Below are 25,318 nucleotides of genomic sequence, written 5' to 3'. Positions count from 1 at the left end.
GTTTTAAATAAAGAATAAAATCCCTTACGGTATCTATGATTTAAGCTGGGATTCCCAATAATACCTTGATTTCAGTACAGACCGAAAACCCGAAGAGAGTGCCTTCTTTTCGGGTTTTCTTATATAATCCTCGAATGGCTTCCATGCCTTTAATCGTGGTAGAGGCAGTGCGTAAACTTCGATAGAATTTATTGCGTCTCTTTACTGGACGATGGTCTTGTTCAATCAAATTATTCAGGTATTTAATGGTACGATGTTCTGTCCCTTGATAAAAGCCGTATTCTTTTAGTTTCTTAAAGGCACTTGTAATAGAGGGGGCTTTATCTGTGACTACAACCTTCGGTTCATCAAACTGCTTCACTAACCGCTTAAGAAAAGCATAGGCTGCTTGTGTGTCCCGTTTTTTACGTAACCAAATATCCAAGGTTAAACCATCTGCATCGATGGCTCGATACAAATAATGCCATTTTCCTTTAATTTTGATGTACGTTTCATCCATTTTCCATGAATAAAAGGATTTTTTATTTTTCTTTTTCCAAATTTGATAGAGTAGTTTGCCATATTCTTGCACCCAACGATAAATCGTCGTATGAGAAACGTTAATGCCACGATCATATAAGATTTCTTGAACTTCACGATAGCTAAGGTTATAACGAAGATAGTAGCCCACGGCTACAATAATCACATCCTGCTGAAATTGCTTTCCTTTAAAATGATTCATCGTCATTCCTCCTGCTATCTTTTTCTATTATTCTACCTTATTTGATAGTAGATTTAAAACTTTGCAACAGAACCATCTAGGACATTCTAGGGGAATATGAGTAAAAAAAGGTCCAAAACAGCCAATTCAGGCTTAAAACTGTGATAGAGAAAAAAGAAAAAGCCCTTGATATACAAGGACTTTTCACAGATTTTAGAGATTTTAGGATTTTTTCCGTTATTATCTTCTAATTTCTTTGATACGAGCTGCTTTTCCGTGTAGTGCACGTAAGTAATAAAGTTTCGCACGACGAACTTTACCATAACGAACAACTTCGATTTGAGCAACACGTGGTGTGTGTACAGGGAAAGTACGTTCTACACCGACACCGTTAGAAACTTTACGGACAGTGTAAGTTTCGCTGATACCTGCACCGCGGCGTTTGATAACAACACCTTCAAATAACTGGATACGTTCCCGCGTACCTTCGACAACTTTTGCGTGAACACGAACGGTGTCCCCTGGGCGAAAAGCTGGAATGTCTGTACGCAATTGTTCTTGTGTTAGTTCTTGAATCAATGGATTCATCTTTATCATTCTCCTTATTCCCAAATATTCTTAAGACCCAGTCCCAGCGGAATATTGTAATAGATGAGCAGTACACTCACCAAAATATACTAACACATCCAAACCATAACTGTAAAGTTAAATTTCTTGTCAATCAGATTTCCTTTTCAGTTTCTTCTTTTTGGATTACCGCCAACATTTTTTTCATCTCATCCGTCAGGGGATAATTTTCTAAAAGATCTGGGCGTCGTAGGTAGGTACGCCGCAAAGATTCTTTCAATTGCCATTCCTCGATCAGTCGATGATTGCCGTTTGTTAATACTTCTGGAACGGTCATTCCAGCAAATTCTGCTGGTCGAGTATATTGGGGATGCTCCAATAGTCCTGTTGAATAAGAATCCGTTTGTGCAGATGTCTGGTTGCCCAGTACCTCAGGCAGCAAACGAACAGTCGCATCAACCATCACCATTGCGCCTAATTCACCACCAGTCAAAACATAATCCCCAAGAGAAACTTCATCCGTCACCAGACTGCGAATCCGTTCATCATACCCTTCATAATGCCCACAAATAAAAATCAAATGCTCTTCTTGCGAAAATTCTTCTGCCATTTTTTGATCAAAAGGTTTTCCTGCCGGGTCAAGTAAAATAATTCTTTTTTGTGTGTCCGTCGCAGCTTCGATGGCTTTTAGATTATCATAAATTGGTTGAACCTTCAGCAGCATTCCTGCGCCGCCACCATAAGGATAGTCATCAACCGTTCGGTGTTTGTTATCGGAATACTCACGGAAATTTTCAATATTGATCTCTAATAAATTTTTGTCTCGAGCCTTTCCGATGATAGATTCTCCCATCGGCCCTTCAAACATTCGTGGAAATAAAGTCAGTACATCAATTCTCATCGTCCAACAGCCCTTCTGGTAGATCAACGGTGACAATACCTTTTTCTAAATCAATGGTTTTGACCACCGATTCGATATAAGGAATCAGCGCATCTTTTTTCCCTTTGCGTTGAACGACCCAAACATCATTGGCGCCAGGAGAAAGAATTTCTTTGATTTTACCAAGAGACTTCCCGTCTTCATCGACAACATTCAATCCAATGATTTCGTAATAATAATAGGCATCTTCTTCTAAATCAGAAAGCTGATCCATTGCAACCTTTAATATCCCGTCACGAAATTTCTCCACTTCATTGATCGTTGGATAGCCTTCAAAGGATAATAAATCAAAATTTTTATGCTTTCGATGACTCGCTATCGTTAAAATCAGTGGTTGTTGGTTTTCCCGAAAAAGCGTCAGTTTAGCACCTTTTTGATACCGTTCTTCTGGAAAATCCGTTTGAGAAATCACTCGAACTTCTCCACGAATTCCCTGAGTATTGACGATTTTTCCTACATTTAAATATTCAGTCACACTATGTCCTCACTTTTGTTTAGTTTCTTGCTTATTTTAGCATGCTTACTTAGCGAATTCTACCGGATTCCAGAAATGCGTTGTTTTTGTCTCTACCAAAAAAGCTTTCTGCCCTTATCCATAAAATAGGAAAGCTGCAAAAAGCTTTTGCTTATTTTTCCATCGAAACGGCCATGGCCAATGCAGACAAAGCATCCTCATGAGTTACTGTATAAACGATCGTGTCTTCTTGCCAGATAACTTGATTTGCTTGATAACCTTGTGCGCTTTGATCGACCGAGATTTGACCGGTTTCTTTAGGTGCTGGTAAAAAAGCTTTTTCCAGATAGGTCACAATTTTTTTTGCTATAGCATCGGGAGATTGTCCTTCTACATTGCTTGCTCGTACAACAAGCGCCCAATTTCCCTCTCGCCAATTTAGATAGGTAGAACCTGCCGCGCCTTGTTTATAACCGGTGATACCATATCCCAAGTCTATCTTTTGTCCCCCAGTATCATAAATCGCATTGACGGCTTCTTTTGCCATTTGCGAAGTTTTAAAAATTTCTTTGCGATAGCTGGCAAAAGGTGTTTCTTGATTTAATTGACGATGATTTAAAATCAATGGCTGATCCATACTATAATAAAGGACAGAAATTTTTTGATTGTTGCCATCACTAGCAATATTTAGCGCTTGACCGTCGTAAGGAATGTCAGAAGGAAAATTTGTTTGGGGAAATTGTGCCATCAATTCCTTACTGGCATCTGCTTGTGCCTCACTGTTGGTGGTGGAAGACACCGGTTCAGATTCTTTCGTTGTCTCTGTCGATGATTCTGTACTTGTACTACGAATTGAAGACGTGCTTGCATTCGCTGAATTTGTTGTAGATACTGCTGTTTCTGAACTTGATTCCTCTGTTTTTTGACCACTGCAACCTGCTAAGACAATAAGTAATGCTAAACCAATCCAACTCTTTTTCATCGTGATCCCTCCTCACTTCAAGGGTACCGTTTCCGTAAAAAAAAGACAATCAATCTGACTGGTTTTTTGTAAGAGTATTTCAATCCACATATCTAGACATGACAGCTAACGAATTAGACCCATTCGTAGAATCTTATTCTATTGTAAAAAATATTGAAATGCAAATTCTCAAAAAAATTTATACAAAAAACGAACCCAGTCTTATCTAGGGTTCGTTTCCAACTTATCCTATCGCTCGTTTCACGTAAACTAATTCGTCATTTTCATCCAGTACAGTCGCTTCAAATCCATTTTGTTGCCAAAAACGACGATTATTTTTATTGCTGGCATTTAACGCAACATACTTGCCGCCTTCCAAATATAACAGTTCTTCCAGTTTTTTAAAAACTAATTTCCCAATGCCTTTATTTCGAAATGATGGGGCAATACAGTAATCAAGAATAAACGCTTTTCCATCTTCCTGTATGTAAATTTTGTACATCGTAAATCCTAGATAGTTTTGTTTTTCATCATAGAAAAAAACAAATTGCAATGGATCGCCACCACCTTTTGCTTCACTAGATAACCCCATGATGATGTCATAATATTCTTGTGAGTTAAACCAGTTGATAATTTCCTGAAGTTCTTCTCCAGATTCTTCTAAATTTGGAAAAACATCTTTCCGTTCATACTCTCGTTTCTTCTTCCAGAACTGTTTAATTTCTTCAGCTGTTGACAGCTTTTTAATACGAACTTCCATCTTCGTCTCCTTTAAATCACCTATTTGTCGGTTGATTCGGTTAGAGACACAAAGACCTATCCGACAATTAAGCCCTCGTTGTCTTTTGTCATCATTTTTTTCATGATACATCACATCCTCATGATTTATTACTTTTAGTTTAAACAAGCATTGCTCTAGGAAGCAATCGTAGTCAATTTCCTATTCAAATCAAAACACAAAAAAGCTGAACCCTTATCCATCAAGGGTTCAGCTAGCGTTTAAATCTTATTCTTCTTCTTCACTCATGAACGTGTTAAAGACTTCTTCAATCATGTCCCATTCTGCTTCTGTTTCGATTTGTTCCAATTCGCCTTCTGTGCCGTCGCCGTTTTCGATATACGCGTAGGCTTGCAGTTCAACGTCTTCTTCTTCCGGTACGCCAGCTGGGTAAAGCAGCACGTAATTACGGCCGAATTCTTCTTGTCCGTCAACGGTTAAAAGAATTTCATATAGGGTTTCATTTCCTTGGTCATCCACAAGTGTGATATGTTCATGTCCTTCATGATCATGGTCGTGGTTATGATCGTGTGTGTGTTCAGTCATTATAAATTCCTCTTTCCTTTCACATTTACAACAGTTTGTTGGCTGCGCCATCCAGATAATTTTGCAAAATCATGACTGCTGCTAATTTATCGATTACTTTTTTTCGTTTGGCTCTTGACGTGTTGGCTTGTTCCACCAACATTCGCTCCGCCTGAACCGTTGTTAAACGCTCATCTTGGTACGTGACGGGAAGATTGAACAACTCGGCAATCTGATTACCATAAGCCATAGAAGCTTCGGCTCTTGGACCAATCGAATTATTCATATTTTTCGGCAGACCAACGACAAACTTAGTCACTTCATATTCCGTCACTAATTCCCGCAAACGGTCGAAACCAAATTCACCCTTCGCTTCATCGATTCGGATAATCTCAATTCCTTGTGCAGTCCACCCCATTGGATCGCTGACCGCAATGCCTACCGTTTTGGAACCAACATCCAATCCCATGACTCTCATTATAACTTGATCCCGTGATCGCCTAAATAATAACGAATCAAAACTTCCAATATTTCATCGCGTTCGTGACGGCGGATCAAATTACGGGCATCCCGATAACGAGGAATGTAGGCCGGGTCTCCAGAAAGCAAGTAGCCAACAATTTGATTGATTGGATTGTAACCTTTTTCTTCCAAAGCGCGATAAACGATCGCCAATGTTTCGCTGACTTCTTTTTTCCGACTGTCATCAAAGTCAAAACGGACTGTTTCGTCTGTATAACCCAATTTTCTACACCTCTTTCTATGTGCATTTATCCAAAAGCTATTTTACTAAATCTGGATAAAAACTACAAACAAATGATTTTCTTCACTATCATGGTAACATAAATGAGTAACTTTTTTGTGAAAAAATCTTGAAAAATCAATTTGATAACACTTTTTTTAGTTTTTCGATACCTTCATCGATTTCCTCCAATGAAATCGTTAACGGTGGCAATAAGCGTAACACATTTTGTCCCGCTTTTAAAGTCAGCAAGCCTTCTTTTTCCAAATCTTTCATAATCTTTTGGAGGGAATGATTCTCTTGCAGTTCAATTCCAATCATCAAACCACGTCCGCGAATCTCTTTGATTTTTTTTGATGAAATTTCCTGTAACCGATCAAACAAATAGGCCCCTTTTTTTCGAACTTCCGCTAAAAATTCCGGTTGATCAATTTGACGAACGACTTCTGCTGCTACGGCCATCGCCATTTTATTCCCGCCAAAAGTAGAACCATGACTTCCGGGACCAAAGGCAGAGGCTAATTCCCGTTTTCCCAACATTGCTCCTACCGGAAAGCCATTCCCCAATCCTTTTGCCAATGTAAAAATATCCGGTGCAACTCCTAGTTGTTCAAAGCCGTACAAACTGCCGGTACGCCCCATCCCTGTTTGGATCTCATCAATAATCAACAGGCTGTTATTTTTTTGACAAAGACGGGCGACTTCCTGCAACCACTCCTTTGATCCAAGAATAACCCCTCCTTCTCCTTGAATCACTTCCAGAATAACTGCCGCAGTATTTTCGTCAAGCTGTTCCTCCAGACCTTCCAGAGCGTTGTATTCCACATAAACGAAATCCGGTACTAAAGGCGCAAAACCTTGTTGGACGATTGCTTGTCCAGTGGCGCTCATGGCTCCGTAGGTCCTTCCATGAAAGGATTGAATAAAACTGATGATTTTTGTACGCTGCGTTGCTTTACGAGCTAATTTGATTGCAGCTTCCACGGCTTCTGCCCCGCTATTACAAAAATACGCCAAATAATCTGTTTTTCCTAAACTAGTGGCAACTTGTTCTTGCAGATGATTTTCATAAAGGTTAGGTGTGTGCATAAGCAGTTGCATTTGCCGAATCAGGGCTTCTTCGCTTGCTACATTGCTGTAACCAAGATTGACCACTCCAATACCACTGGTAAAATCCAAATAACGATTTCCTTGATGATCCGTCAGATAACAACCAGTTCCTGAAACAAGTTCAAAAGGTTTACGGGCATAGTTGGGAAATAGATGGCTCATGATTTTTCTCCTTTCTTAGGTACGATACGCCGCATTAATCTCCACATACTTTTCACTTAGGTCACAGCCCCACGCTGTCGCTTGCTCTCTTCCTCCATGGAGATTAACTTCAATCAGAATTTCTTCCTGTTTCAATTTTTCCAACAATTCTGCTTCATTAAAAGCCGCTGGGATCCCTTGCTGTAAAACAGTTTCCCAGCAGACGGCAACATCAATCGTTGTGATATCCAACCTATCATTACTGTCACCAATTGCCGACAAGATGCGTCCCCAATTGGGATCTTCTCCAAACATGGCGGTTTTTACTAACATTGATTGAGCAATTCGTTTAGAAATTTTACGAGCAGCTCTGACCGTTTCAGCCCCCACCACACGGACCTCAAGCAATTTGGTTGCTCCTTCGCCATCCCGCGCAATTTTTTTCGTTAAATCGATCAAGAGCTGTTCCAATCCCTCAGCAAAATCCGCTTCTGCTTTTGAATCTAGCTGTACTTTTTTTCGAGAAGCTCCGTTTGCCAATAAAAAACAACTATCGTTGGTTGATGACTCTCCATCAATCGTTAATTGATTCAAACTGTTATCAGCAGCTTTTTTTAAAAGACGTTGCAATTGTTCTGACGTTAAATCTGCATCGGTCAAGAGAAAAACTAAAACAGTTGCTAACTTGGGATGAACCATGCCAGCACCTTTGGCGATGCCTGTAAGACGAATTGTGGTTTTATCCAACAGGAATTCCCGGCTGATGATTTTTTCTTGTGTATCAGTGGTGGCGATGGCTTCTTGAAAGGCAATCAAATTTTGTTCTTTCAAATCAATTTTACTGACAGCTCTTTTAATCTTTTCCATGGGCAAAAATTCACCAATTTTTCCGGTGGAGGCGATGGCGACCAAATCTTGAGAAAGATCGGCTTTTTGTGCAAATAACTGCTGCATCTTTTTTGCATCCTGAACGCCTCGTTCACCAGTAATGGCATTGGCTCCGCCAGAATTCACTAAAATCCCTTGAAGTTTTCCTGCTTGCAATACTTTGCGGGAAAGTGCCACTGGTGCCGCTGGAAATTGATTGTTGGTAAATAATCCGGCAGCTTGACAAACATTTTGAGAATAAATAAATCCGATGTCGCATTTGTTTTCTTTCAGCCCGCCAGAAACTCCGCCGGCAAAAAAACCTTTTGGTAGTCGTTGTTCCATCTTTTTGCCCCCTCTCACCTTCATTAAACCATAATTGCCTCAAAAAGAGGAAAATAAAAAGCCTGCCGAAGCAGACCTTTTCGTTTTCTTATGCAGTTAATTCAACGACCGCTGGTTTGCTGCCGTCATTGATGAAGTAAACAGTATACCAAGTTAAGAAAGTAAAAATCGTCCAAATTTTCCGACGGGCATCATTTTTTCCTGCGTAATTGTCGTCCAACATTTGGATAATGGCCTCTTGTTGGAAAAATTCAGCGACAAATTCTTGTTGGAAAAGTTCCCGTACCAATCGGTAATATTTTTCTTCCCGCAACCAATCCTTGATCGGTACTGGGAAACCAAGTTTTTCCCGGTTGTACCATTCTTCCGGTAAATGACGAGCCGCCGCTTGACGAAAAGCATATTTGGTATTTTTCGAATTGATCAAATATTTTGTTGGGACTTGTTCTGAAACCTTCATCAATTCTTTATCCAATAAAGGTACCCGCAATTCCAAGGAGCTTGCCATCGACAATTTATCAGCTTTCAACAAAATATCTTTTGGCATCCATTGGTGCATATCTAAATATTGCATCTTTTTGATTTCAGACATATCTTGGACTTTATCGTAATGAACATCAACGATTTCTCTGATGGAATGGCTCTTTTGATAAGTCGGTTGTAAAAAGTGATCCGCTTCACTTTCTTCAAAAACTTTTGCCTGTCCGATAAAGAATTCTTCGGCTGGTGCTAAAGACGTGTACAAATGCAGTGCACCATGGAAAGATTTTCCTTTAAAGCCTTTTGCCAGTTTATAGCGCAGACCTTTTGGTAATTTCTTCAATCCTTCTGCTACTACCTTGACTGCTTTAGAACGGGTGTTCATTCCGTAGGCTTGATAACCGGCAAATAGTTCATCCGCACCTTCGCCACTCAGCACCACCCGCACATCTCGACTGGCTAATTCTGCCAAGAAATATAGCGGCACACAAGAAGGATTTGAATCTGGTTCATCCAGATGGTATTGGATGATTGGAAAATATTCAAAAGCTTCTTCTCCGGTAACCACCCGGGATGTATTGTTCAAATCAATCAAATCTGTCAGTTTTTTTGCTTCCACGGATTCATTGTAGGATTTATCGCCAAACCCGATGGAGTACGAATGTTCTGGACGTAAAACCGCAGTAACATAGCTGGAATCCACTCCAGAAGAAAGAAATGAGCCAACTTCAACATCTGCAATGCGATGGGCTGCGATGGAATCAACAACGGTCTTGTCGATCAAATCAACCGTTTCCGTCAGAGACAAATTTGTTTCCTTTTCCTGCACATCCCAATACTGATTAACGGTTAGTTCTCCTTCTTTATAAAGGAAATAATGGCCTTCTTTGATGCGGTACACATTTTTGAAGAATGTTTCGTCTAACGCAGAATATTGGAAGGTCATGTAAGGTTTCAATGCTTCCTTATTCAATTCTTTGACAAAATCAGGATGTTTCAAAAAGCTTTTGATTTCAGAGCCGTACATAAACGTTCCGTTCATTTGTGTGTAATATAGTGGTTTGATCCCAAAATGGTCCCGTGCGCCAAACAATTCTTGCTTGTTGCTATCCCAGATTACAAAAGCAAACATGCCGCGAATTTTTTGCAGCAGATCGATACCATATTCTTCGTACCCGTGAAGCAAAACTTCCGTGTCGGCATGGGTCGTAAAGATATGTCCTTTTGCGATCAAATCCTCACGAATGCTTTGGTAATTGTAAATTTCTCCATTAAAGGTGATGACTAAACTGCCATCTTCGTTATAAATCGGCTGTGTGCCGCCTTCTAAATCAATAATACTTAATCGACGAAAACCAAGAGCAGCGCCTTCGTCCACATGTTGTCCCGAGCTATTTGGACCTCGATGAACGATTGTATCCATCATTTTTTTGATTGTTTCTGTTTTTTGTTTCTTCTCTGCATGATTGATAAACCCTACGATTCCGCACATAGTTCTCCCTCACTTAACTAAACATTTCATTTATTTTCACAACTTTTTTCAGTATAGCATACTTCTTTTTGAGTTTCAGCCCTCACCGTTTTTCTACTAAAAAGAACGATAAACATATTGATTTTCCGGAGCAGCAATCGTCACCGTGTTTTCTGCCTGAACCAACGGAAGTTCCCGTTTTAATGGCTGATAAAATTCCGTTGTTAGTGTTCCTTCAATATGGACCCACTCATCATTTTTATACGCGGTTTCCTCCGGCATCCGTACCCGCAAGCCAAAAACGCCTGAATCGGCGACACAATGGATAATTCCAAAACGAAAAACAAAATCATCCTGCGAAGCGTCTTGTTTTGCGTGATAAATAAAACCTTCAAAAATAATTTTCCGACCGATAAACTCGCTGGGATAGTTATAAATCAGTTCCATGACTTCCAAATAATTGGCATCAGTGATTTTTAATACCCCGTTTTCGCCATATTTTTTCATCAATTTGTTCATTTGTTTTTGGTAGTCGGATTTATTGAAATAAATGCTGGTGTTCGGCTGCAAATATTGTGTCTGCATCTCCGGATCACCTACGGATTCTTTACTGACAGGAAATTGAAATCCTTTTGCTTCAACGATCGTTGTATCCAAACTTACTGTTGGGAAAAAAGTTCCTACAAGAATTGGTAATGCCAGCAATAGGTACGCAATTACCCGTTGGTATCTTTTTTGCAATCCATGGTCATGGTCGTGAAATGCGTGTTCCTGCGTTCTATCGGTTTTCGGATCACTTTTCACCCATTGAATCAATTGAACCATTGCCAATAAGAAAGATAAAATCATAGATAAAATAGCTAAATACCGGTAATGAATATTGATAAATTGATCGAGTTTTCCAGAAACCTGCAGATACATCATTAATTCAAAATAGCCTGCTAAAATTAAAAATCGAACCATTTTTTTCTCCTCAATGTTTGAAATAGAAATTTTCTCTCTTTATTATTTCTAAAGAAATTGTTTGCCTAAACAATCAAAGCATAGCCGGTCACACAAAGTAAAATGAGCCCCACCATCGAAGCAATGAATTTCTTATTGAAATACCGGTTCATCATTAACAAATTTTTGATATCCACCATTGGACCAAATACTAAAAAGCCAACTACCGGACCGGTTCCAAATAAACTGAGCAACGAAGAACCGATAAATGCGTCTGCTTCGGAGCATAACGACATCACTACTGCCAAAAACAGCATCACTAAAACGGCTAATAATTTATTTGAACCTAACGTCAGCATAACGCCTGTTGGTAAGTAGGTTTGCATTGCCGCTGCTAACAGTCCGCCGATCATCAAGTAACGTCCTGTATCAAAAAATTCATCGATGCTATGGTGCAATACCCGCTGAATTTGTTGCCAGAAAGTTGGTTTTTCCTGTGTGTCCGAAGAATGTTTGGCTTCTCTTACGACAACCTGTTTTAAAATCGGTTTTTTATTGACATAAGCTAACCACGTGCCAATTACGATTGCTACAAATAAACTACCCAGCACCCGCAAAATCGCATACCGCGCTGAATTTCCAAAAGCAATAAAGGTGGAAAAAATTACAATTGGATTTACGATCGGTGCTGTCAGCATAAATGCAAAAGCTGTGTGTTCTGGAACATCCTTTTTGACAAACTGATTCACGATAGGCACAATTCCACACTCACAGGAGGGGAAGAATACACCCAATAGGCAACCCACCAAAATTGACGCAAATTTATTTTTTGGTAAAAAAGCATTGACTCGTTCCGGGGTCAAAAATACATACAACGCTCCGGAGATAATACATCCCAACAAGACGAAGGGAAAGGCTTCGATGACGATTGAAAGAAAAATCATACTCATCTGCAGCACAGAATTAGGAAGCTGATTGAACATTGGTTTCTCCTATTCACATATTTGATGAAATTTTTTCAAAATTTCTACGGATTTTCATTACGTATACCATTCCACTAGGCTTCTTAGTTAAAGTGGAATTGCATCCTTCCTATTTTAAAATAACTTCTCCTTTGAAAAGTTCACTTATTTTCGCGCTTTACTATACTGCCGAATGGAACTGGAAACAAGGGGCCACAAAAAATTTTAGAATCTCCTTAACAAAAAGCAGAACGCCATTTAATTAAAAACAGAAAAATTGACATTTGTTTAAACAGCTCTTATCGTTACTTTTAGTAGGAGGTGAACGCATGTTTCATGCCACCACGATCAAAGAAATCAACGAACAACTTGCTGCGACTCCATTAGCATTGGTCTATCTCTCCATGCCAAATTGTAGCGTTTGTGTGTCCGTCAAACCACAGCTTCTTCAACATTTTGAAGGAAAAGTACCCATTATACATGGCGATGCCGCTGAAATTCCAGAAATAGCCGGTGAATTTCAAGTGCTGACTGCTCCTGCCGTATTGCTTTTTGCCCATCAAAAGGAAGTTGCCCGTCAGGCTCGCTTCATTGATTTTCATAAACTGGAAACGTTGATTGAAAATTATTTAGCCGCACCGGAATCTGTTGATTATGAGCAATTATTCCATTAAAAATACCGCGACTTCACCAGACGCGGTATTTTTTTCTATTCAAAAAATTATTCTTCGTTGCCAATAACATTTCCAGAATGCAGGAAATAAATCAAGGTTTGCAACTCATTTGTCAAGTCAACATTTTGAATCAAGACTTCTTTGGGTGCGTTCAAACGAACTGGCGTGAAGTTCAAGATTCCCTTGATTCCAAATTCCACCAATTTATTCACGATATCTTGAGAGTGTTGAGAAGGCACGGTTAGAATCGCCACTTCGATTTGTTGGATCTTAATTTGTTCCTTCATATCCTCCATTGGATAAACAGGAATGCCATCAACGATTCGCCCAACAATATCTTTATTGACATCAAAAGCTGCACTGACACGAATGCTATTGCTTTGATGAAATTTGTATTTCAATAATGCACTACCGAGATTCCCCACCCCGACCAGCGCCACATTTGTCATGTGATCATCATTTAATGTACGGGCAAAAAAATTCATTAAGTCTTGGACATCATAGCCATAGCCACGCTTGCCTAATTCACCAAAATAGGAAAAATCTCTGCGAATCGTTGCGCTATCTACTTGAACGGCCTCACTCAACTCTGTGGATGAGACTTTTTTCTTGCCAGCATTATGTAAGATTCGTAAGTAGCGATAATATAAGGGTAAACGTTTGGCTGTAGCTTTAGGAATAACATGTTCTTTCACGATATAACCTCCATTTGTGAAGTTTTCACTTTTAACGAATATCATCATAACAGGAATACCACTATAAATGCAATCTACATGCTTACAATTTGTGAACTTTTATCTGACGAATGGGATAGGAATCCCTCGCACCGCTCTTTAAAATGTGATAGACTAACACATGATGAAAAAATAGATGACGAAAAAAACTTTCACAAGGTTTTGCTGGAGAATTTTCAGCAACGAACTTTTTAACAATAAAGAAACGTCAGGAAAGAGGAAATGATGATTTTATTGCAAGCAAATCAAATTGCCCGTCTGTTTGGTGCAGAGGTTTTATTTGAAAATATTCATCTGGAAATCAGTTCTCACGCTCGAATTGCACTAGTAGGTAGAAATGGTGCTGGCAAATCAACGCTGTTAAAAATTCTGGCAGGAATCGAAGCGCCCGATCAAGGAACGATTGCCAAAAATAAAACGGCAACCTTGGGCTATCTTGCACAGGATACCGGTTTAGTCTCAGAAGAAACTGTTTGGAATGAAATGCTGAAGGCCTTCACGACATTAAGACAAATGGAAAACCGAATGCGGGATTTGGAGCTTGCTATCAGTGAAGCTGCCCCTGATTCTGCCAATTATCAAGCAATTTTAAAAGAATATGACACCTTACAGCATGATTTTTCTGATCAAAATGGTTATGGTTATGAAAATGAAATTCGTTCAGTGCTCCACGGGTTTCAATTTGATGAAAGTTTTTATGAGCAGTCGATTGCAACCCTTTCTGGCGGACAAAAAACTCGATTGGCATTAGCGCGAATGCTGCTGCAAAAGCCTGATATCCTCATTCTGGATGAACCGACGAATCATTTGGATATTGATACCCTTTCATGGCTCGAAACCTATTTGCAGGGTTATTCCGGCGCTTTATTGATTGTTTCCCATGACCGCTACTTTTTAGATAAAGTAGCAAATGAGGTCTACGAACTTTCAAGACAAAAAATGCGCCATTACAAAGGAAATTACAGTCGCTATTTGGATTTAAAAGCTGGTCAACTAGCCAGCGATTGGAAAGCCTACGAAAAGCAACAACAGGAAATCAATAAGTTGGAAGATTTTGTGGCAAAAAATCTGGTGCGGGCTTCTACCACCAAACGCGCACAAAGCCGCCGTAAACAGTTAGAAAAAATGGAACGGTTGGATCGACCTCAAGGCAAAGAAAAGTCAGCTCATTTTTTATTTGCCATTGACAAGTCCTCGGGAAATGTCGTTTTGCAGGTGGAAGATGCCGCAATCGGCTACCAAGACGGCGAAGTATTGTCGCAACCGATTGACTTGGATATTCGCCGCAAAGATGCCATTGCACTGGTAGGTCCTAACGGTATCGGCAAATCAACTTTGCTAAAATCTTTGATTGGTACCCTGCCTTTTCTAAAAGGAGAAACCCATCTTGGCGCAAACGTAACGATTGGGTATTACGATCAAGGGCAAGCCGAATTGAATACCAACAAAACGATTTTGAAAGAACTTTGGGATGAACACCCCACCACACCTGAAGTGGAAATTCGTAGTGTGCTCGGCGGCTTTTTATTTTCCGGTGAAGACGTTGAAAAGCCGATTGGTCTGCTTAGCGGTGGCGAAAAAGCCCGCGTGGCATTGGCGAAGCTTGCCATGAATCGGGAAAACTTTTTGATTTTAGATGAACCGACGAACCATTTGGACATCGACAACAAAGAAGTGTTGGAAAATGCGCTGATTGATTATGAAGGCACCCTGCTTTTTGTTTCCCATGACCGCTATTTCATTAATCGAATCGCCACCAAAGTCGTTGAATTATCTCATGAGGGCAGCCGATTATTTTTAGGAGATTATGATTATTATCTAGAAAAGAAAAAAGAAGAAGCCGAAATTGCTGCATTATTGGCAGAGGAAGCTCCAGAAAAAACTATATCAACTGGAAAAAAATCATTCCAGCAAACGAAAGAAAGCCAAAAACTTCTTCGAACCCTTCAACGAAAGGTCACTGAAGTGGAAGAAAAACTGGCCACTCTCGATGAAACCATCGCAGAACTAGAAACTGCCATGACTGCACCGGAAGTTTTGGAGGACCACCTGCAACTCAATGAGTTGAACACCCAACTTGAAGAAAACCACGCAGCTCAAGAAGAACTATTGGCTCAATGGGAAGAATTAAGTTTGGAGTTAGAAGAAATGGAAGAATAGCGAACACCTCTTTTTCAGTTAATTTACTGAGAAGGAGGTTTTTTTATTTCTTATTGTCCTTCATACTATTTTATAAAATTTTTCTAATTCAACCTTTAGACGGATGTTCTTCCTCTGGTTTTTCGTTACAGTAGGACAAAAGCACATGAGGTGAAAAAAATGGCGAAAAAAAACCGTCGCAAGCAGCGGCATCCTCTTCTTCTATTTATTGGACTCTTGCTGGTTCTCAGCGGTGTCTATTTTGTTTCTCGAACGGAACCCACTTTTTCCTCCCAACCTTCTCAAGAAAAATTCAGCAAAAATGCCAATCAGCAATTAACCGCTGAGTCACTGGGCACACCTTTACTTTTGCAGACGGATGAACGTTGGGCACAGCGAATCTATGGTACCGGAGAGAACAATGATATTGCCAATAACGGTTGTGCCTTGCTTTCTTTAAGCATGGTTTTGTCTCATTGGCGAGAAACAACCGTCGATCCTAATGAAGTCTTTGACTGGGCACAGAATACTTATTTCGTGGCGGATGCCGGCACTGCTTGGAGTATTTTTCCAGATTTTGCTCAGCATTATCAATTGAACTTTCATGATCTGGGCAACGACTTTACACAGGCAGAAGCCTATTTACAGCAAAATATTCCGGTTATTATTTCAATCACTGCCGGTGATTTTACTGATGGCGGACATATTCTCGTATTAGCTGGCACCAATGACGACCAATCCGTTCGGGTTTTAGATCCCAATGATGATTCGCAAAAATTACATTATCAACGCAATTTCAAGGCAGATGAAATTAAAAGTCAAACGATCCACTACTGGACCTTTACGGCTTGATAAAAAACGTTTTTTCAAAAGAAACCAACTACTGGTCCTTTTGAAGTAGACGTTTTTTATTTTCGGAGAAAATTATCCCTTTCTTCTTTTCTTCGGTATAATAAAAGAAAAGCTTATTGGAGTGAAGAAAATGAAGATTGGTATCCCTAAAGAACGTAAAAACAATGAAAATCGAGTGGCGTTACCCCCAACAGGAGTAGATGAATTGATTCGTGAAGGGCATCAGGTCTTCGTAGAATACGGAGCAGGTTTGGGTTCAGGCATTCCAGATGAGGGGTATCAGGCAGTCGGTGGTGTGCTTGCGGACCAGCAAACAGTTTGGCAGGCGGATTTGATTCTCAAAGTAAAAGAACCGCTGCCGGAAGAATATTCTTTCTTTCGTTCTGGACAACTACTCTTCACTTATTTACATTTGGCTGCCAATAAAGAGTTGGCACAAGTTCTCATGGAAAAAAATGTCTCTGCACTTGCCTATGAGAATGTTCAATTGGCGGATGGCAGTTTGCCCCTTTTAGCACCAATGAGTGAAATTGCCGGACGGATGGCGGCACAAATTGGCGGACAATTTTTGGAACGTCCGAATGGTGGCAAAGGGATTTTATTAGGCAGTGTGCCGGGTGTTAAACAAGGAAATGTCGTTATTATCGGCGGCGGTGTTGCCGGAACGAATGCCGCAACGATTGCACTAGGACTGGGAGCACGTGTCACAATTCTAGACATTGACCTTGCCCGCTTAAAAAAATTAGATGCCCAATTTCAAGGGCAAGTTCAAACGCTTTTTTCAAACACAATGAATCTGGAAGAAGTTTTAAAAACAGCTGATTTAGTGATTGGTGCGGTTTTACTGCCCGGCCACAAAGCACCTACTTTGGTTACAAAGGAAATGGTCAAAAGCATGCCGAAAGATTCAGTGATCGTAGATATTGCCATTGATCAAGGCGGGATTTTTGAAACCGAGGATCGTGTAACGACCCATGATAATCCTACGTATCGAAAAGAAGAAGTAATCCACTACGCTGTCGCAAATATGCCCGGTGCCGTACCGCAAACCGCCACTTACGCACTGAGTAACGCAACGATCAGCTATATCCGATTATTGGCAAATCACCCATTCTCCGAGATAATCAAAACCAACTCGGTGCTTGCTAACGCAGTCAACACCCATCAAGGAAAATTGACGCTACAAGCAGTTGCCGAAGATCTCAGCCTACCTTTTACTCCACTATCCTCTGGTAAATAAAAAATTGGCGAATCATCCCCTATTGATGACTCGCCAATTTTTTGGTTCTACACTATCCGTTAACGCTGCTGTTTACTTCGGCAACAAATACGTATCGATTTTTAACAGTGCAATGATTTTTTGCAAATCTTTTACTTGAACAACCATCGTTTGATCTGGACGACCAGGAGCGAAAACCCATTTTTCAGATGAAAGCAGTTCTTCGTCAATAATGACCGGCACCGGTTCTTCATACCCAAAAGGGGCAACAGCGCCCGGTTTTTGTCCTGTTTGTGTTTCCATTGCTTCTGGTGAAACCACCGAAAGACGTTTGCCCACAAGTTTGCTCAAGGCTTTAAAATCACTTCGTTTGGTGGTGAAGGTCAAAAAAATATAATTAATTCCTTTTTTATCCTTTAGATACAGGCTTTTGGTCTCCGTTCCGCTAAAGCCCTGCTCCTTTTTGATGACTAACGCATCCTCGTTGGTATAAATCGCCCGATGATGGTACAGTTCAAAAGGAATTCCAGCGCCAGAAAATAGTTTGTCTAATTGAATCACAAGCAGCCCTCTTTTCAAAATTAGTAACGATTCATAATCGGTTCTACCTTTTATCTTAGCAGTTGACTATCGGAAAACCAATCCTATTTTTTACTTTGAAAAAAAACCTTTTAACGATGCGTCTTGGCATCATTAAAGGGTTTTTTCGCTTATTGAACGCGCATTGATATAAAATTGGTCTTATTTTTCAAATAAAAAGGATAGAACTAATCTACCATTATTTCCGATACATCTTCCATTCCAAGAAAATATCATTGTAGTACTCCAAATAATCTGATCCTAGATTTTCATATACTTCCAGATGGGACAATAATTCGTCGGAAGGATAGAATTGCGGATCTTCGCTGATTTCTTTTGGCAATAACGCCTTCGCTTCTTTATTCGGGGTAGAATAACCGATGTATTCCGCATTCTGTGCTGCATTTTCAGGAACTAACATGAAATTGATAAAATCGTATGCTCCTTGAACATTTTGAGCTGTTTTAGGAATAACGATATTATCAAACCAAAGATTCGATCCTTCTGACGGAATCACGTAATGAAGATGTTCATTTTCCCACATCATATCCGCCGCTTCTCCAGAAAAGGTCACAGCAACTGCACTTTCTTCATTTGCCATATACATTTTAATTTCATCCGCCACGATTGCTTTGATATTTGGTGTCATTTTTTTTAATTTTTCAAAAGCTTCCTGCAATTCATCGTCTTTCTTGCTGTTCAATGAATAACCCAACGAATTCAGACCCAAACCGATAACTTCCCGAGCGCCATCAATGACCATCAACTTATCCTTTAATTCAGGACGCCATAAATCATCCCAAGAAGTGATTTGATCGGCGTTGACGAACTTGTCGTTATAAACAATCCCCAAAGTACCCCAGAAATACGGAATTGAATACTGATTGCCGGGATCAAAACTCAAATCTAAGAAGCGGGGATCGATTGCAGATAGACCGGATATTTTTTGATGATCGATTGGAAGCAGCAATTTTTCTACCATCATTTTTTCAATCATGTATTCACTGGGTACTGCAATATCGTAAGCCGTCCCACCCTGTTGGATTTTTGTGAACATAGCCTCATTGGAATCGAAGGTGTCATAATTGACCTTGTAGCCGGATTCTTTTTCAAATTTTTTAATCAAAGCGGGATCAATATAATCCCCCCAGTTGTAAATGTTCAGCACTTTTGCGCCGGCCATTCCTGTCGATTTTTCTAATTGATGAACAGAAAAAAGCAACACTAGAATAATCGCAAGAATACCGATAATTAGTGATTGAAGTTTTTTCATCGAATATCCGGCACCTCCAACTTGCGGTTTCTCCGCCCTTTTCGTGGTTGGTTTTCTTTACTGATAAAATAATAACCTACAACTAAAATCAGAGAGAAAAGAAAAACCAACGTACTTAATGCATTGATTTCTAAACTGATGCCTTGTCTTGCACGAGAATAAATTTCTACGGATAAGGTACTAAAGCCATTACCGGTCACGAAAAAGGTCACTGCAAAATCGTCCAGTGAATAGGTAAACGCCATGAAATACCCGGCGATGATTCCTGGAGAAAGAAAAGGCAGAATAATGCTTTTGATAACTTGCAGATTATTGGCACCCAAATCTCGTGCCGCATCAATGGTAGAATCATTCATTTCCTGCAACTTAGGCAAAACCATTAGTACAACAATAGGAATACTAAAGGCGATATGACTCAATAAAACACTGCCAAATCCTAAATTAATGCCTCTAAAAACATTGCCAATCATAGTAAAGAAAATCAGAAAACTCGCACCGATAATAACATCTGGCGAAACCAATAAAATATTATTCGCACTTAACAACGCTGTTCGCAAATAGCGTTTTTTTGTGTAATAAATTCCCATCGCACCAAACGTTCCGATGAGTGTGGCGAACAAAGCCGATAAAAATGCCAGCATAAAAGTATTCAAAACAATGATGATCAAACGAGTGTCTTCAAAAACCGCCTGATAATGTTCCCAAGTAAAACCGGTGAAGGCATTCATCGTTCCGCCCTTATTGAAGGAATAGGCAATTAGATAAAAAATGGGAATGTACAAAAGCAAAAATACAACCGCTAAATAAAGGTGGGACCATTTAAATTTTTTCATTTTTTATGTCCTCCTTTACCTTTACGTTTTTCACCCGTTAAAATCATAACTAAGAACATCGCCAAAATCAGGACCACACCAATCGTTGAACCCATTCCCCAGTTTTGTGTCACTAAGAAATGCTGTTCAATCGCCGTTCCTAAGGTAATCACCCGATTGCCCCCGATTAATCGAGTCAACATGAACAATGAAAGAGAGGGAATAAATACTGCTTGCACACCACTTTTGACCCCATTCAAGGACAAAGGAAAAATCACCCGCCGAAAAGTTTCAAAACTATTTGCTCCCAGATCCCGACTAGCGCTGATTAAGGAAGGATTCAATTCTTCCAATGCATTGAAAATCGGCATAATCATAAAGGGCAGTTCAATATACATAGCAACAATCAAAAAACTGACATCTGTAAATAAAATCTGATGGGGTGCCAGACCGAACAATCCGATAAACTGATTGATACCGCCATGAATCCCAAAGATTCCGATAAAAGCATAGGCTTTTAGCAATAAATTGACCCACGTGGGCAAAATAATCAACAGCAACCAAAGATCTTTATGCTTTAATTTTGTTAAAAAATACGCTGTTGGATAACTGATCAACAGTGTCAATGCTGTAATCAAAAAAGCATACCAAATTGAATTCAAGGTCATGGTCAGATACTTTCCTGAACCAAGATAATTTTGATAATTTGCCAGCGTAAAGGCACCACTAGTATCAAAAAAGGATTGATACACGATCAGCAAGACCGGTGCAATCACAAACAACAACAACCAGATAAAATAAGGGATTGAATAAAAGCGTCGCATTTTTGTCATTTTCGCTTCCCCCTATTCTTCGTAGCTTTCCAGCCGCGCATCAAAATCTTCTTCTGATTCATTGAAACGCATGACGTGGATATCTTCCGGTTCGAATGCCAAACCGATTTGACTGCCCTCCACTGCTTTACGAGTCGAATGGACCATCCATTCGTTTCCCTGTTCATCGTAACAAATGATTTCATAATGCACGCCCCGAAACAGTTGCGTGTCTACTCGCACGACCAGTTTTCCTTTTTCAGCAGTGGTCAAAGACAAATCTTCCGGACGCAAGACGACTTCCACGGGTTCATTGGGTCGCATCCCCCCATCCACACACTCAAAGCGTTTACCGACAAATTCCACCAAATTATCTTCGATCATCGTACCGTTGACGATGTTGCTTTCTCCCACAAAATCGGCAACAAAATGATTGATTGGCTCATCGTAAATATCAACCGGCGTCCCACTTTGAATGATTTTTCCTTTATTCATGACAAAAATCTCATCACTCATCGCCAAGGCTTCCTCTTGGTCATGGGTCACAAAAATAAACGTAATTCCTAAACGCTGCTGCAATTCCCGTAACTCATATTGCATATCTGTGCGCAATTTCAAATCCAACGCAGACAAAGGTTCGTCCAACAGTAAAACTTTTGGTTCATTGACGATTGCTCGAGCAATCGCTACCCGTTGTCGTTGCCCGCCTGACATTTCACTGATTTCCCGTTTTTCATAGCCTTTTAATTGCACCATTCGCAAAGCTTGTAGCACTTTTTCTTCAATTTGTTTTTTCGGCATTTTTTTAATTCGTAAACCAAACGCTACATTTTCAAACACATTCATATGCGGAAACAGTGCGTAATCTTGAAAAACTGTATTTACTTGACGCTTGTTTGCCGGAACATCATTGATCCGTTCCCCATCAAAAAAAACATCCCCGTCTGTCGCTTCGGTGAAGCCGGCAATAATTCTTAAAATTGTCGTTTTGCCGCAGCCGGAAGGACCTAACAATGTATAAAACTTTCCTTCTTCGATCTCGAAACTGACTTTTTTCAAAACAGTATCTTCATCGTACTGTTTCACAACTTCATTAAATGAAATGATTGGTTTCACTTTTCACACTCCTAAACTATAAATACGAATCCGTCGCAATAATCAGCAAGCGACTTTTTCCGTTGGCTTGATTTTTTAATTGGTGGGGTTCAGTGGCTTGGTAATAAATCGACTGCCCTTTTTTGGCGGGATACATCGTTTCTCCCAAGGTCAACGTGACCCGTCCCTCCAGCACATAAATAAACGTTTCTGACAGAGAAGGCTCGAAGGTTTTGTACTCACCGGCCTTATCAAAGGTCAACAGCACCGGTTCCATTTCTTTTTCATTAGAACCAGGAATCAGCCATTTCAACTCATAACCGTTTTCCTCATCATAATAAATCGTGCTGTCTTCCTTGGTGTACACGATTTGTTGATCCACAAGGTCCTGACGGAAAAATTCTTCCGGCGTAACCCCCAATGCTTCTAAAATCGAAAAAAAGGTTTCCATTGACGGTGAACTTAAGTCTCGTTCCAATTGTGAAAGATACCCTTTTGATAAATCTGTTCGTTCCCCTAATTCTTCCTGCGTCAAATTTTTCTGTACCCGCAAATTGCGCAGTTTCTCGCCGATTTCCACAGCGTCACCTCCGATAAGCTCCAAAAGTTTGCTAATAGTAAACTCGATGTTTACTATTACCCTTTTCAAGTATACGAACTTTGGCAAAAAAGACAAGTATTTTTTGAAAACTTTTTTCTTCAAAAGAAATATTCTTTGCATTTTATGATTGATAAAACCAAAGCTCTTCTTCAAAAAACAGGCGGATAAAAAAGTAAGAATCTCCCAAGAAATCACGGAGTTGTGGTATGATTAAAGAAAATTTTGAAAGGAGTTTTTACTCTTGAAAAAATATACGGCACTGGTCGTTACTGATCAGCCAAACTTTCAAACTAGTATCCAGTCTCAGACTTTTTCTGAGCTTTTAGAAAATCAGGTTTTAGTCAAGATTGCCTATTCTGATATCAATTTTAAAGATGCATTGGCGACCCAACAAAAAGGCGGTGTGATTCGAAGCTATCCTATGATTCCCGGTATCGATCTTGCTGGCGAAGTCGTTGAAAGCAAACACCAAAATTTTGCTTCCGGAGATAAAGTCGTCGTGACCGGTTATGGTCTAGGAGTATCTCATCCCGGCGGTTTTAGCGACTATCAACAAGTTCCTGGGGATTGGCTCGTTTCTTTACCTAAAGAACTTTCCGAAAAACAGGCGATGCAATTTGGCACGGCCGGTTTTACAGCTGGCTTGGCAGTAGCCGCGCTTGAAGCAGGCGGTGTCAAAAAAGAAGAACCGATTTTTGTGACGGGAGCAAGTGGTGGCGTTGGTAGTTGTGCCATTGCTATGTTAAAAAAATTAGGTTACCAGCAAATCATTGCCGTTTCCCGCAAAGAAGAAGCTCAAGACTGGTTAAAAGAACTTGGAGCTTCTGACATTGTTCCACCAGAATCTTTGATACCAGAAAAAATCCGTCCCTTAGCCAAACAGCAATTAAGCGGGCTGATTGATACGGTCGGTGGCGAATTATTAACGGCACTTTTGCCTCAGCTGAGTTATGGTGGCACGGCAGCATTATGCGGAAATGCTGCCGGCATCGGCTTAGAAACCACCGTCCTACCCTTTATCTTACGAGGAATTCGCATCATCGGTATTGATTCCGTCAACGTTCCGATGCCTGCCAGAAAAAAACTTTGGCAGCGTTTAGCAACGGATTTAAACGTGGCGGATCAGATAAAAACCAATGAAATCACTTTGGTAGAAGCACCGGCAACCATTCAATCCTTACTTGCCGGAACCCACCAAGGACGAACAATAATTAAAATGTAGGTGAAAAAATGAGAATCTTACTTACGGCGGGCGGAACGTCTGAGCCGATTGATCAAGTGCGGGCCATTACAAATCATTCCAGCGGCCGCTTAGGCATTGGACTTGCTAAGCGGTTGCTTGCTGACGGTGCTATCGTTGATTATGTGACGACTGCAACCGCCTTGCAACCACTGGAAACAGATAATCTGACTCGACATATTATTTCTTCGACAAACGACTTATCCCAAACGCTTGGCAAGTTGCTGCAAAAGAATGTTTATGATGCTGTGATTCACAGCATGGCAGTCAGTGATTTCACTCCAGAACTTAGCCTTTCCCAAGAAGAATTTCTTGCAGCGATTAATGCGGAGGTTGCTAAAAATCCTCATCAACCACTGGACGAACAGCGGCTGCAAAAGCTGGTGGAGAAGTTGCAACAACCAACGGAGAAAAAAATCTCCTCCCAAACCAGTCATTTATTCTTAGTATTGAAACAAACGCCTAAAGTTATTCAACAAATCAAACAACTGCAACCAGACACTCTCCTTGTAGGCTTCAAACTACTCGTAGGTGTTTCCAAAGAAGAATTGATTCACGTGGCTCAAGAAAATCTGAAAAAAAATCAGGCGGATTTTATTTTGGCAAATGATTTGGAAAGCATTAGCGGGGAACAGCACCTGGGCTACCTAGTAGATTCAGCGGGCATTCTTGCCCAAGCACAGACCAAATCAGCTATTGCCGATATGATCGTCACGGCTTTGACAAAGCGATTGGAGGAGAAAAAATGAGACAAAAACATATTTTGCTTGGCATTTCCGGCAGTATATCTGCCTATAAAGCGGCGGATATTACGAATGAATTAACAAAACGCGGATATGCAGTGGATGTTTTGATGACCGAAAGCAGTACAAAATTTATTACCCCATTGACATTGCAATCGTTATCCAAACGGATGGTGCATACAGATGTCATGCAGGAACGAATTCCTGATTCCATCAATCATATCGATTTAGCCAAAGGTGCCGACCTCTTTTTAGTCGCTCCGGCAACAGCTAATATTATCGGTAAACTGGCAAATGGCATCGCCGATGATATGCTTTCTACAGTTGCCATGGCATTGAAACCAGAAGTACCGAAGTTGATTGCTCCAGCAATGAATACCAATATGTACCAACAACCGATTCTTCAACGCAATCTTGCCACGCTAAAAGAATTTGGCTACCAAGAAATCGAACCTCGGGAAGCTTTGTTGGCCTGCGGTGATTTTGGTCGCGGCGCACTCGCAACCTTAGATGAAATCATTAAACAGGCAGAAGCTGCATTGGCATCAAAGGAGTAAGCA

The 25,318-nt window shown here is 40.3% G+C and carries 28 protein-coding genes; 7 read left to right on the top strand and 21 right to left on the bottom strand.

Translation table 11 applies throughout. The features are described from left to right. Positions 1 to 40 precede the first annotated feature (40 nt). The 14 genes from BAU16_RS12165 to BAU16_RS12100 all read right to left on the bottom strand — a co-directional run bounded on the left by BAU16_RS12165 (position 41) and on the right by BAU16_RS12100 (position 12,006). Positions 41 to 721, bottom strand: coding sequence for an IS6-like element IS1216 family transposase (locus BAU16_RS12165; RefSeq protein WP_001015311.1), 681 nt, complete (start codon positions 719 to 721; stop codon positions 41 to 43). A gap of 219 nt (positions 722 to 940) precedes the next feature. Further along, positions 941 to 1,288 (bottom strand): 50S ribosomal protein L19, encoded by a 348-nt coding sequence (gene rplS, locus BAU16_RS12160; RefSeq protein ID WP_048604064.1) that lies wholly within the window; start codon positions 1,286 to 1,288, stop codon positions 941 to 943. 133 nt (positions 1,289 to 1,421) lie between these two features. Further along, positions 1,422 to 2,168 carry a tRNA (guanosine(37)-N1)-methyltransferase TrmD gene (trmD, locus tag BAU16_RS12155; protein WP_137605691.1) on the bottom strand — a complete coding sequence of 249 codons (747 nt, stop codon included), beginning with the start codon at positions 2,166 to 2,168 and terminating at the stop codon, positions 1,422 to 1,424. Further along, positions 2,158 to 2,682 (bottom strand): ribosome maturation factor RimM, encoded by a 525-nt coding sequence (rimM, locus tag BAU16_RS12150; RefSeq protein ID WP_048604062.1) that lies wholly within the window; start codon positions 2,680 to 2,682, stop codon positions 2,158 to 2,160. The genes trmD and rimM overlap by 11 nt, the downstream gene beginning before the upstream one ends. 151 nt (positions 2,683 to 2,833) lie before the next feature. Next, on the bottom strand, positions 2,834 to 3,643 hold the full coding sequence (locus BAU16_RS12145; protein WP_137605690.1) for a hypothetical protein: 810 nt from the start codon (positions 3,641 to 3,643) through the stop codon (positions 2,834 to 2,836). Positions 3,644 to 3,866: 223 nt separating this feature from the next. Continuing rightward, positions 3,867 to 4,382, bottom strand: a complete 516-nt coding sequence (locus BAU16_RS12140) for a GNAT family N-acetyltransferase (RefSeq protein ID WP_137605689.1) — start codon at positions 4,380 to 4,382, stop codon at positions 3,867 to 3,869. A gap of 246 nt (positions 4,383 to 4,628) precedes the next feature. Beyond that, a complete protein-coding gene (locus BAU16_RS12135; RefSeq protein ID WP_137605688.1) occupies positions 4,629 to 4,946 on the bottom strand; it encodes a DUF1292 domain-containing protein in 318 nt (105 codons plus the stop codon). A 25-nt stretch (positions 4,947 to 4,971) separates the two neighbouring features. Then, on the bottom strand, positions 4,972 to 5,403 hold the full coding sequence (gene ruvX, locus BAU16_RS12130) for a Holliday junction resolvase RuvX (RefSeq protein WP_137605687.1): 432 nt from the start codon (positions 5,401 to 5,403) through the stop codon (positions 4,972 to 4,974). Then, on the bottom strand, positions 5,403 to 5,669 hold the full coding sequence (locus BAU16_RS12125; protein WP_048604057.1) for an IreB family regulatory phosphoprotein: 267 nt from the start codon (positions 5,667 to 5,669) through the stop codon (positions 5,403 to 5,405). Before BAU16_RS12125 ends, ruvX begins: the two co-directional genes overlap by 1 nt. A gap of 136 nt (positions 5,670 to 5,805) precedes the next feature. After that, positions 5,806 to 6,939, bottom strand: a complete 1,134-nt coding sequence (locus tag BAU16_RS12120) for an acetylornithine transaminase (RefSeq protein ID WP_161527175.1) — start codon at positions 6,937 to 6,939, stop codon at positions 5,806 to 5,808. Positions 6,940 to 6,954: 15 nt separating this feature from the next. After that, entirely contained in the window at positions 6,955 to 8,130 is a 1,176-nt protein-coding gene (argJ, locus tag BAU16_RS12115) for a bifunctional glutamate N-acetyltransferase/amino-acid acetyltransferase ArgJ (RefSeq protein WP_048604055.1), read from the bottom strand. Between the two features lie 88 nt (positions 8,131 to 8,218). Continuing rightward, the gene (gene asnB, locus BAU16_RS12110; protein WP_048604054.1) at positions 8,219 to 10,102 is read right to left on the bottom strand and encodes an asparagine synthase (glutamine-hydrolyzing); all 1,884 of its coding nucleotides are present in this window, start codon (positions 10,100 to 10,102) and stop codon (positions 8,219 to 8,221) included. A gap of 96 nt (positions 10,103 to 10,198) precedes the next feature. After that, complete coding sequence (locus BAU16_RS12105) at positions 10,199 to 11,044, bottom strand: TIGR03943 family putative permease subunit (protein ID WP_137605685.1); 846 nt, start codon at positions 11,042 to 11,044, stop codon at positions 10,199 to 10,201. A 65-nt stretch (positions 11,045 to 11,109) separates the two neighbouring features. Further along, complete coding sequence (locus tag BAU16_RS12100; protein WP_137605684.1) at positions 11,110 to 12,006, bottom strand: permease; 897 nt, start codon at positions 12,004 to 12,006, stop codon at positions 11,110 to 11,112. 308 nt (positions 12,007 to 12,314) lie between these two features. Between BAU16_RS12100 and BAU16_RS12095 the strand changes: the two genes are divergently transcribed. Beyond that, entirely contained in the window at positions 12,315 to 12,659 is a 345-nt protein-coding gene (locus BAU16_RS12095; protein WP_137605683.1) for a thioredoxin family protein, read from the top strand. Between the two features lie 47 nt (positions 12,660 to 12,706). Here the strand turns inward: BAU16_RS12095 and BAU16_RS12090 are convergent, their stop codons facing one another. Further along, positions 12,707 to 13,354, bottom strand: a complete 648-nt coding sequence (locus BAU16_RS12090; RefSeq protein WP_048604049.1) for a redox-sensing transcriptional repressor Rex — start codon at positions 13,352 to 13,354, stop codon at positions 12,707 to 12,709. A gap of 264 nt (positions 13,355 to 13,618) precedes the next feature. Between BAU16_RS12090 and BAU16_RS12085 the strand changes: the two genes are divergently transcribed. From BAU16_RS12085 to ald, 3 genes are all read left to right on the top strand, one after another. Further along, positions 13,619 to 15,553: an ABC-F family ATP-binding cassette domain-containing protein gene (locus BAU16_RS12085; RefSeq protein WP_137605696.1), complete on the top strand. Its 1,935-nt coding sequence runs from the start codon at positions 13,619 to 13,621 to the stop codon at positions 15,551 to 15,553. A gap of 159 nt (positions 15,554 to 15,712) precedes the next feature. Next, entirely contained in the window at positions 15,713 to 16,384 is a 672-nt protein-coding gene (locus BAU16_RS12080) for a C39 family peptidase (protein ID WP_137605682.1), read from the top strand. Positions 16,385 to 16,514: 130 nt separating this feature from the next. Further along, positions 16,515 to 17,624 (top strand): alanine dehydrogenase, encoded by a 1,110-nt coding sequence (gene ald / locus BAU16_RS12075; RefSeq protein WP_137605681.1) that lies wholly within the window; start codon positions 16,515 to 16,517, stop codon positions 17,622 to 17,624. A 72-nt stretch (positions 17,625 to 17,696) separates the two neighbouring features. Here the strand turns inward: ald and BAU16_RS12070 are convergent, their stop codons facing one another. The 6 genes from BAU16_RS12070 to BAU16_RS12045 form a co-directional block, all read right to left on the bottom strand. Next, a complete protein-coding gene (locus BAU16_RS12070; protein ID WP_137605680.1) occupies positions 17,697 to 18,164 on the bottom strand; it encodes a YbaK/EbsC family protein in 468 nt (155 codons plus the stop codon). Between the two features lie 217 nt (positions 18,165 to 18,381). Further along, positions 18,382 to 19,455: an ABC transporter substrate-binding protein gene (locus tag BAU16_RS12065; protein ID WP_161527174.1), complete on the bottom strand. Its 1,074-nt coding sequence runs from the start codon at positions 19,453 to 19,455 to the stop codon at positions 18,382 to 18,384. Beyond that, a complete protein-coding gene (locus BAU16_RS12060; RefSeq protein WP_048604042.1) occupies positions 19,452 to 20,288 on the bottom strand; it encodes an ABC transporter permease in 837 nt (278 codons plus the stop codon). Before BAU16_RS12060 ends, BAU16_RS12065 begins: the two co-directional genes overlap by 4 nt. Then, positions 20,285 to 21,100, bottom strand: a complete 816-nt coding sequence (locus tag BAU16_RS12055; protein WP_137605679.1) for an ABC transporter permease — start codon at positions 21,098 to 21,100, stop codon at positions 20,285 to 20,287. Before BAU16_RS12055 ends, BAU16_RS12060 begins: the two co-directional genes overlap by 4 nt. 12 nt (positions 21,101 to 21,112) lie before the next feature. Beyond that, on the bottom strand, positions 21,113 to 22,195 hold the full coding sequence (locus BAU16_RS12050; protein ID WP_137605678.1) for an ABC transporter ATP-binding protein: 1,083 nt from the start codon (positions 22,193 to 22,195) through the stop codon (positions 21,113 to 21,115). A gap of 16 nt (positions 22,196 to 22,211) precedes the next feature. Continuing rightward, positions 22,212 to 22,754, bottom strand: a complete 543-nt coding sequence (locus tag BAU16_RS12045) for a helix-turn-helix domain-containing protein (RefSeq protein WP_048604039.1) — start codon at positions 22,752 to 22,754, stop codon at positions 22,212 to 22,214. A gap of 262 nt (positions 22,755 to 23,016) precedes the next feature. Here BAU16_RS12045 and BAU16_RS12040 point away from each other — a divergent pair, with 262 nt between their 5' ends. From BAU16_RS12040 to coaC, 3 genes are read left to right on the top strand one after another with little or no spacing between them, the layout of a single operon-like run. Beyond that, positions 23,017 to 23,997: an acrylyl-CoA reductase family protein gene (locus BAU16_RS12040; protein WP_137605677.1), complete on the top strand. Its 981-nt coding sequence runs from the start codon at positions 23,017 to 23,019 to the stop codon at positions 23,995 to 23,997. Positions 23,998 to 24,005: 8 nt separating this feature from the next. Beyond that, positions 24,006 to 24,764, top strand: coding sequence for a phosphopantothenate--cysteine ligase (gene coaB, locus BAU16_RS12035; protein ID WP_137605676.1), 759 nt, complete (start codon positions 24,006 to 24,008; stop codon positions 24,762 to 24,764). Continuing rightward, the gene (coaC, locus tag BAU16_RS12030) at positions 24,761 to 25,315 is read left to right on the top strand and encodes a phosphopantothenoylcysteine decarboxylase (RefSeq protein WP_137605675.1); all 555 of its coding nucleotides are present in this window, start codon (positions 24,761 to 24,763) and stop codon (positions 25,313 to 25,315) included. The genes coaB and coaC overlap by 4 nt, the downstream gene beginning before the upstream one ends. Positions 25,316 to 25,318 lie beyond the last annotated feature (3 nt).

Source organism: Enterococcus sp. JM9B, assembly GCF_009933265.1.
Classification (GTDB): Bacteria; Bacillota; Bacilli; order Lactobacillales; family Enterococcaceae; genus Enterococcus_C; species Enterococcus_C songbeiensis.
This window is presented reverse-complemented; position numbering and strand designations above follow the sequence as displayed.

Coding starts and splice junctions, on each gene's coding strand:
- BAU16_RS12165 (WP_001015311.1), bottom strand. CDS start 721: ATGAATCATTTTAAAGGAAAGCAATTTCAGCAGGATGTGATTATTGTA.
- rplS (WP_048604064.1), bottom strand. CDS start 1,288: ATGAATCCATTGATTCAAGAACTAACACAAGAACAATTGCGTACAGAC.
- trmD (WP_137605691.1), bottom strand. CDS start 2,168: ATGAGAATTGATGTACTGACTTTATTTCCACGAATGTTTGAAGGGCCG.
- BAU16_RS12145 (WP_137605690.1), bottom strand. CDS start 3,643: ATGAAAAAGAGTTGGATTGGTTTAGCATTACTTATTGTCTTAGCAGGT.
- BAU16_RS12140 (WP_137605689.1), bottom strand. CDS start 4,382: ATGGAAGTTCGTATTAAAAAGCTGTCAACAGCTGAAGAAATTAAACAG.
- BAU16_RS12135 (WP_137605688.1), bottom strand. CDS start 4,946: ATGACTGAACACACACACGATCATAACCACGACCATGATCATGAAGGA.
- ruvX (WP_137605687.1), bottom strand. CDS start 5,403: ATGAGAGTCATGGGATTGGATGTTGGTTCCAAAACGGTAGGCATTGCG.
- BAU16_RS12120 (WP_161527175.1), bottom strand. CDS start 6,939: ATGAGCCATCTATTTCCCAACTATGCCCGTAAACCTTTTGAACTTGTT.
- argJ (WP_048604055.1), bottom strand. CDS start 8,130: ATGGAACAACGACTACCAAAAGGTTTTTTTGCCGGCGGAGTTTCTGGC.
- asnB (WP_048604054.1), bottom strand. CDS start 10,102: ATGTGCGGAATCGTAGGGTTTATCAATCATGCAGAGAAGAAACAAAAA.
- BAU16_RS12105 (WP_137605685.1), bottom strand. CDS start 11,044: ATGGTTCGATTTTTAATTTTAGCAGGCTATTTTGAATTAATGATGTAT.
- BAU16_RS12100 (WP_137605684.1), bottom strand. CDS start 12,006: ATGTTCAATCAGCTTCCTAATTCTGTGCTGCAGATGAGTATGATTTTT.
- BAU16_RS12095 (WP_137605683.1), top strand. CDS start 12,315: ATGTTTCATGCCACCACGATCAAAGAAATCAACGAACAACTTGCTGCG.
- BAU16_RS12085 (WP_137605696.1), top strand. CDS start 13,619: ATGATTTTATTGCAAGCAAATCAAATTGCCCGTCTGTTTGGTGCAGAG.
- BAU16_RS12080 (WP_137605682.1), top strand. CDS start 15,713: ATGGCGAAAAAAAACCGTCGCAAGCAGCGGCATCCTCTTCTTCTATTT.
- ald (WP_137605681.1), top strand. CDS start 16,515: ATGAAGATTGGTATCCCTAAAGAACGTAAAAACAATGAAAATCGAGTG.
- BAU16_RS12065 (WP_161527174.1), bottom strand. CDS start 19,455: ATGAAAAAACTTCAATCACTAATTATCGGTATTCTTGCGATTATTCTA.
- BAU16_RS12060 (WP_048604042.1), bottom strand. CDS start 20,288: ATGAAAAAATTTAAATGGTCCCACCTTTATTTAGCGGTTGTATTTTTG.
- BAU16_RS12055 (WP_137605679.1), bottom strand. CDS start 21,100: ATGACAAAAATGCGACGCTTTTATTCAATCCCTTATTTTATCTGGTTG.
- coaB (WP_137605676.1), top strand. CDS start 24,006: ATGAGAATCTTACTTACGGCGGGCGGAACGTCTGAGCCGATTGATCAA.
- coaC (WP_137605675.1), top strand. CDS start 24,761: ATGAGACAAAAACATATTTTGCTTGGCATTTCCGGCAGTATATCTGCC.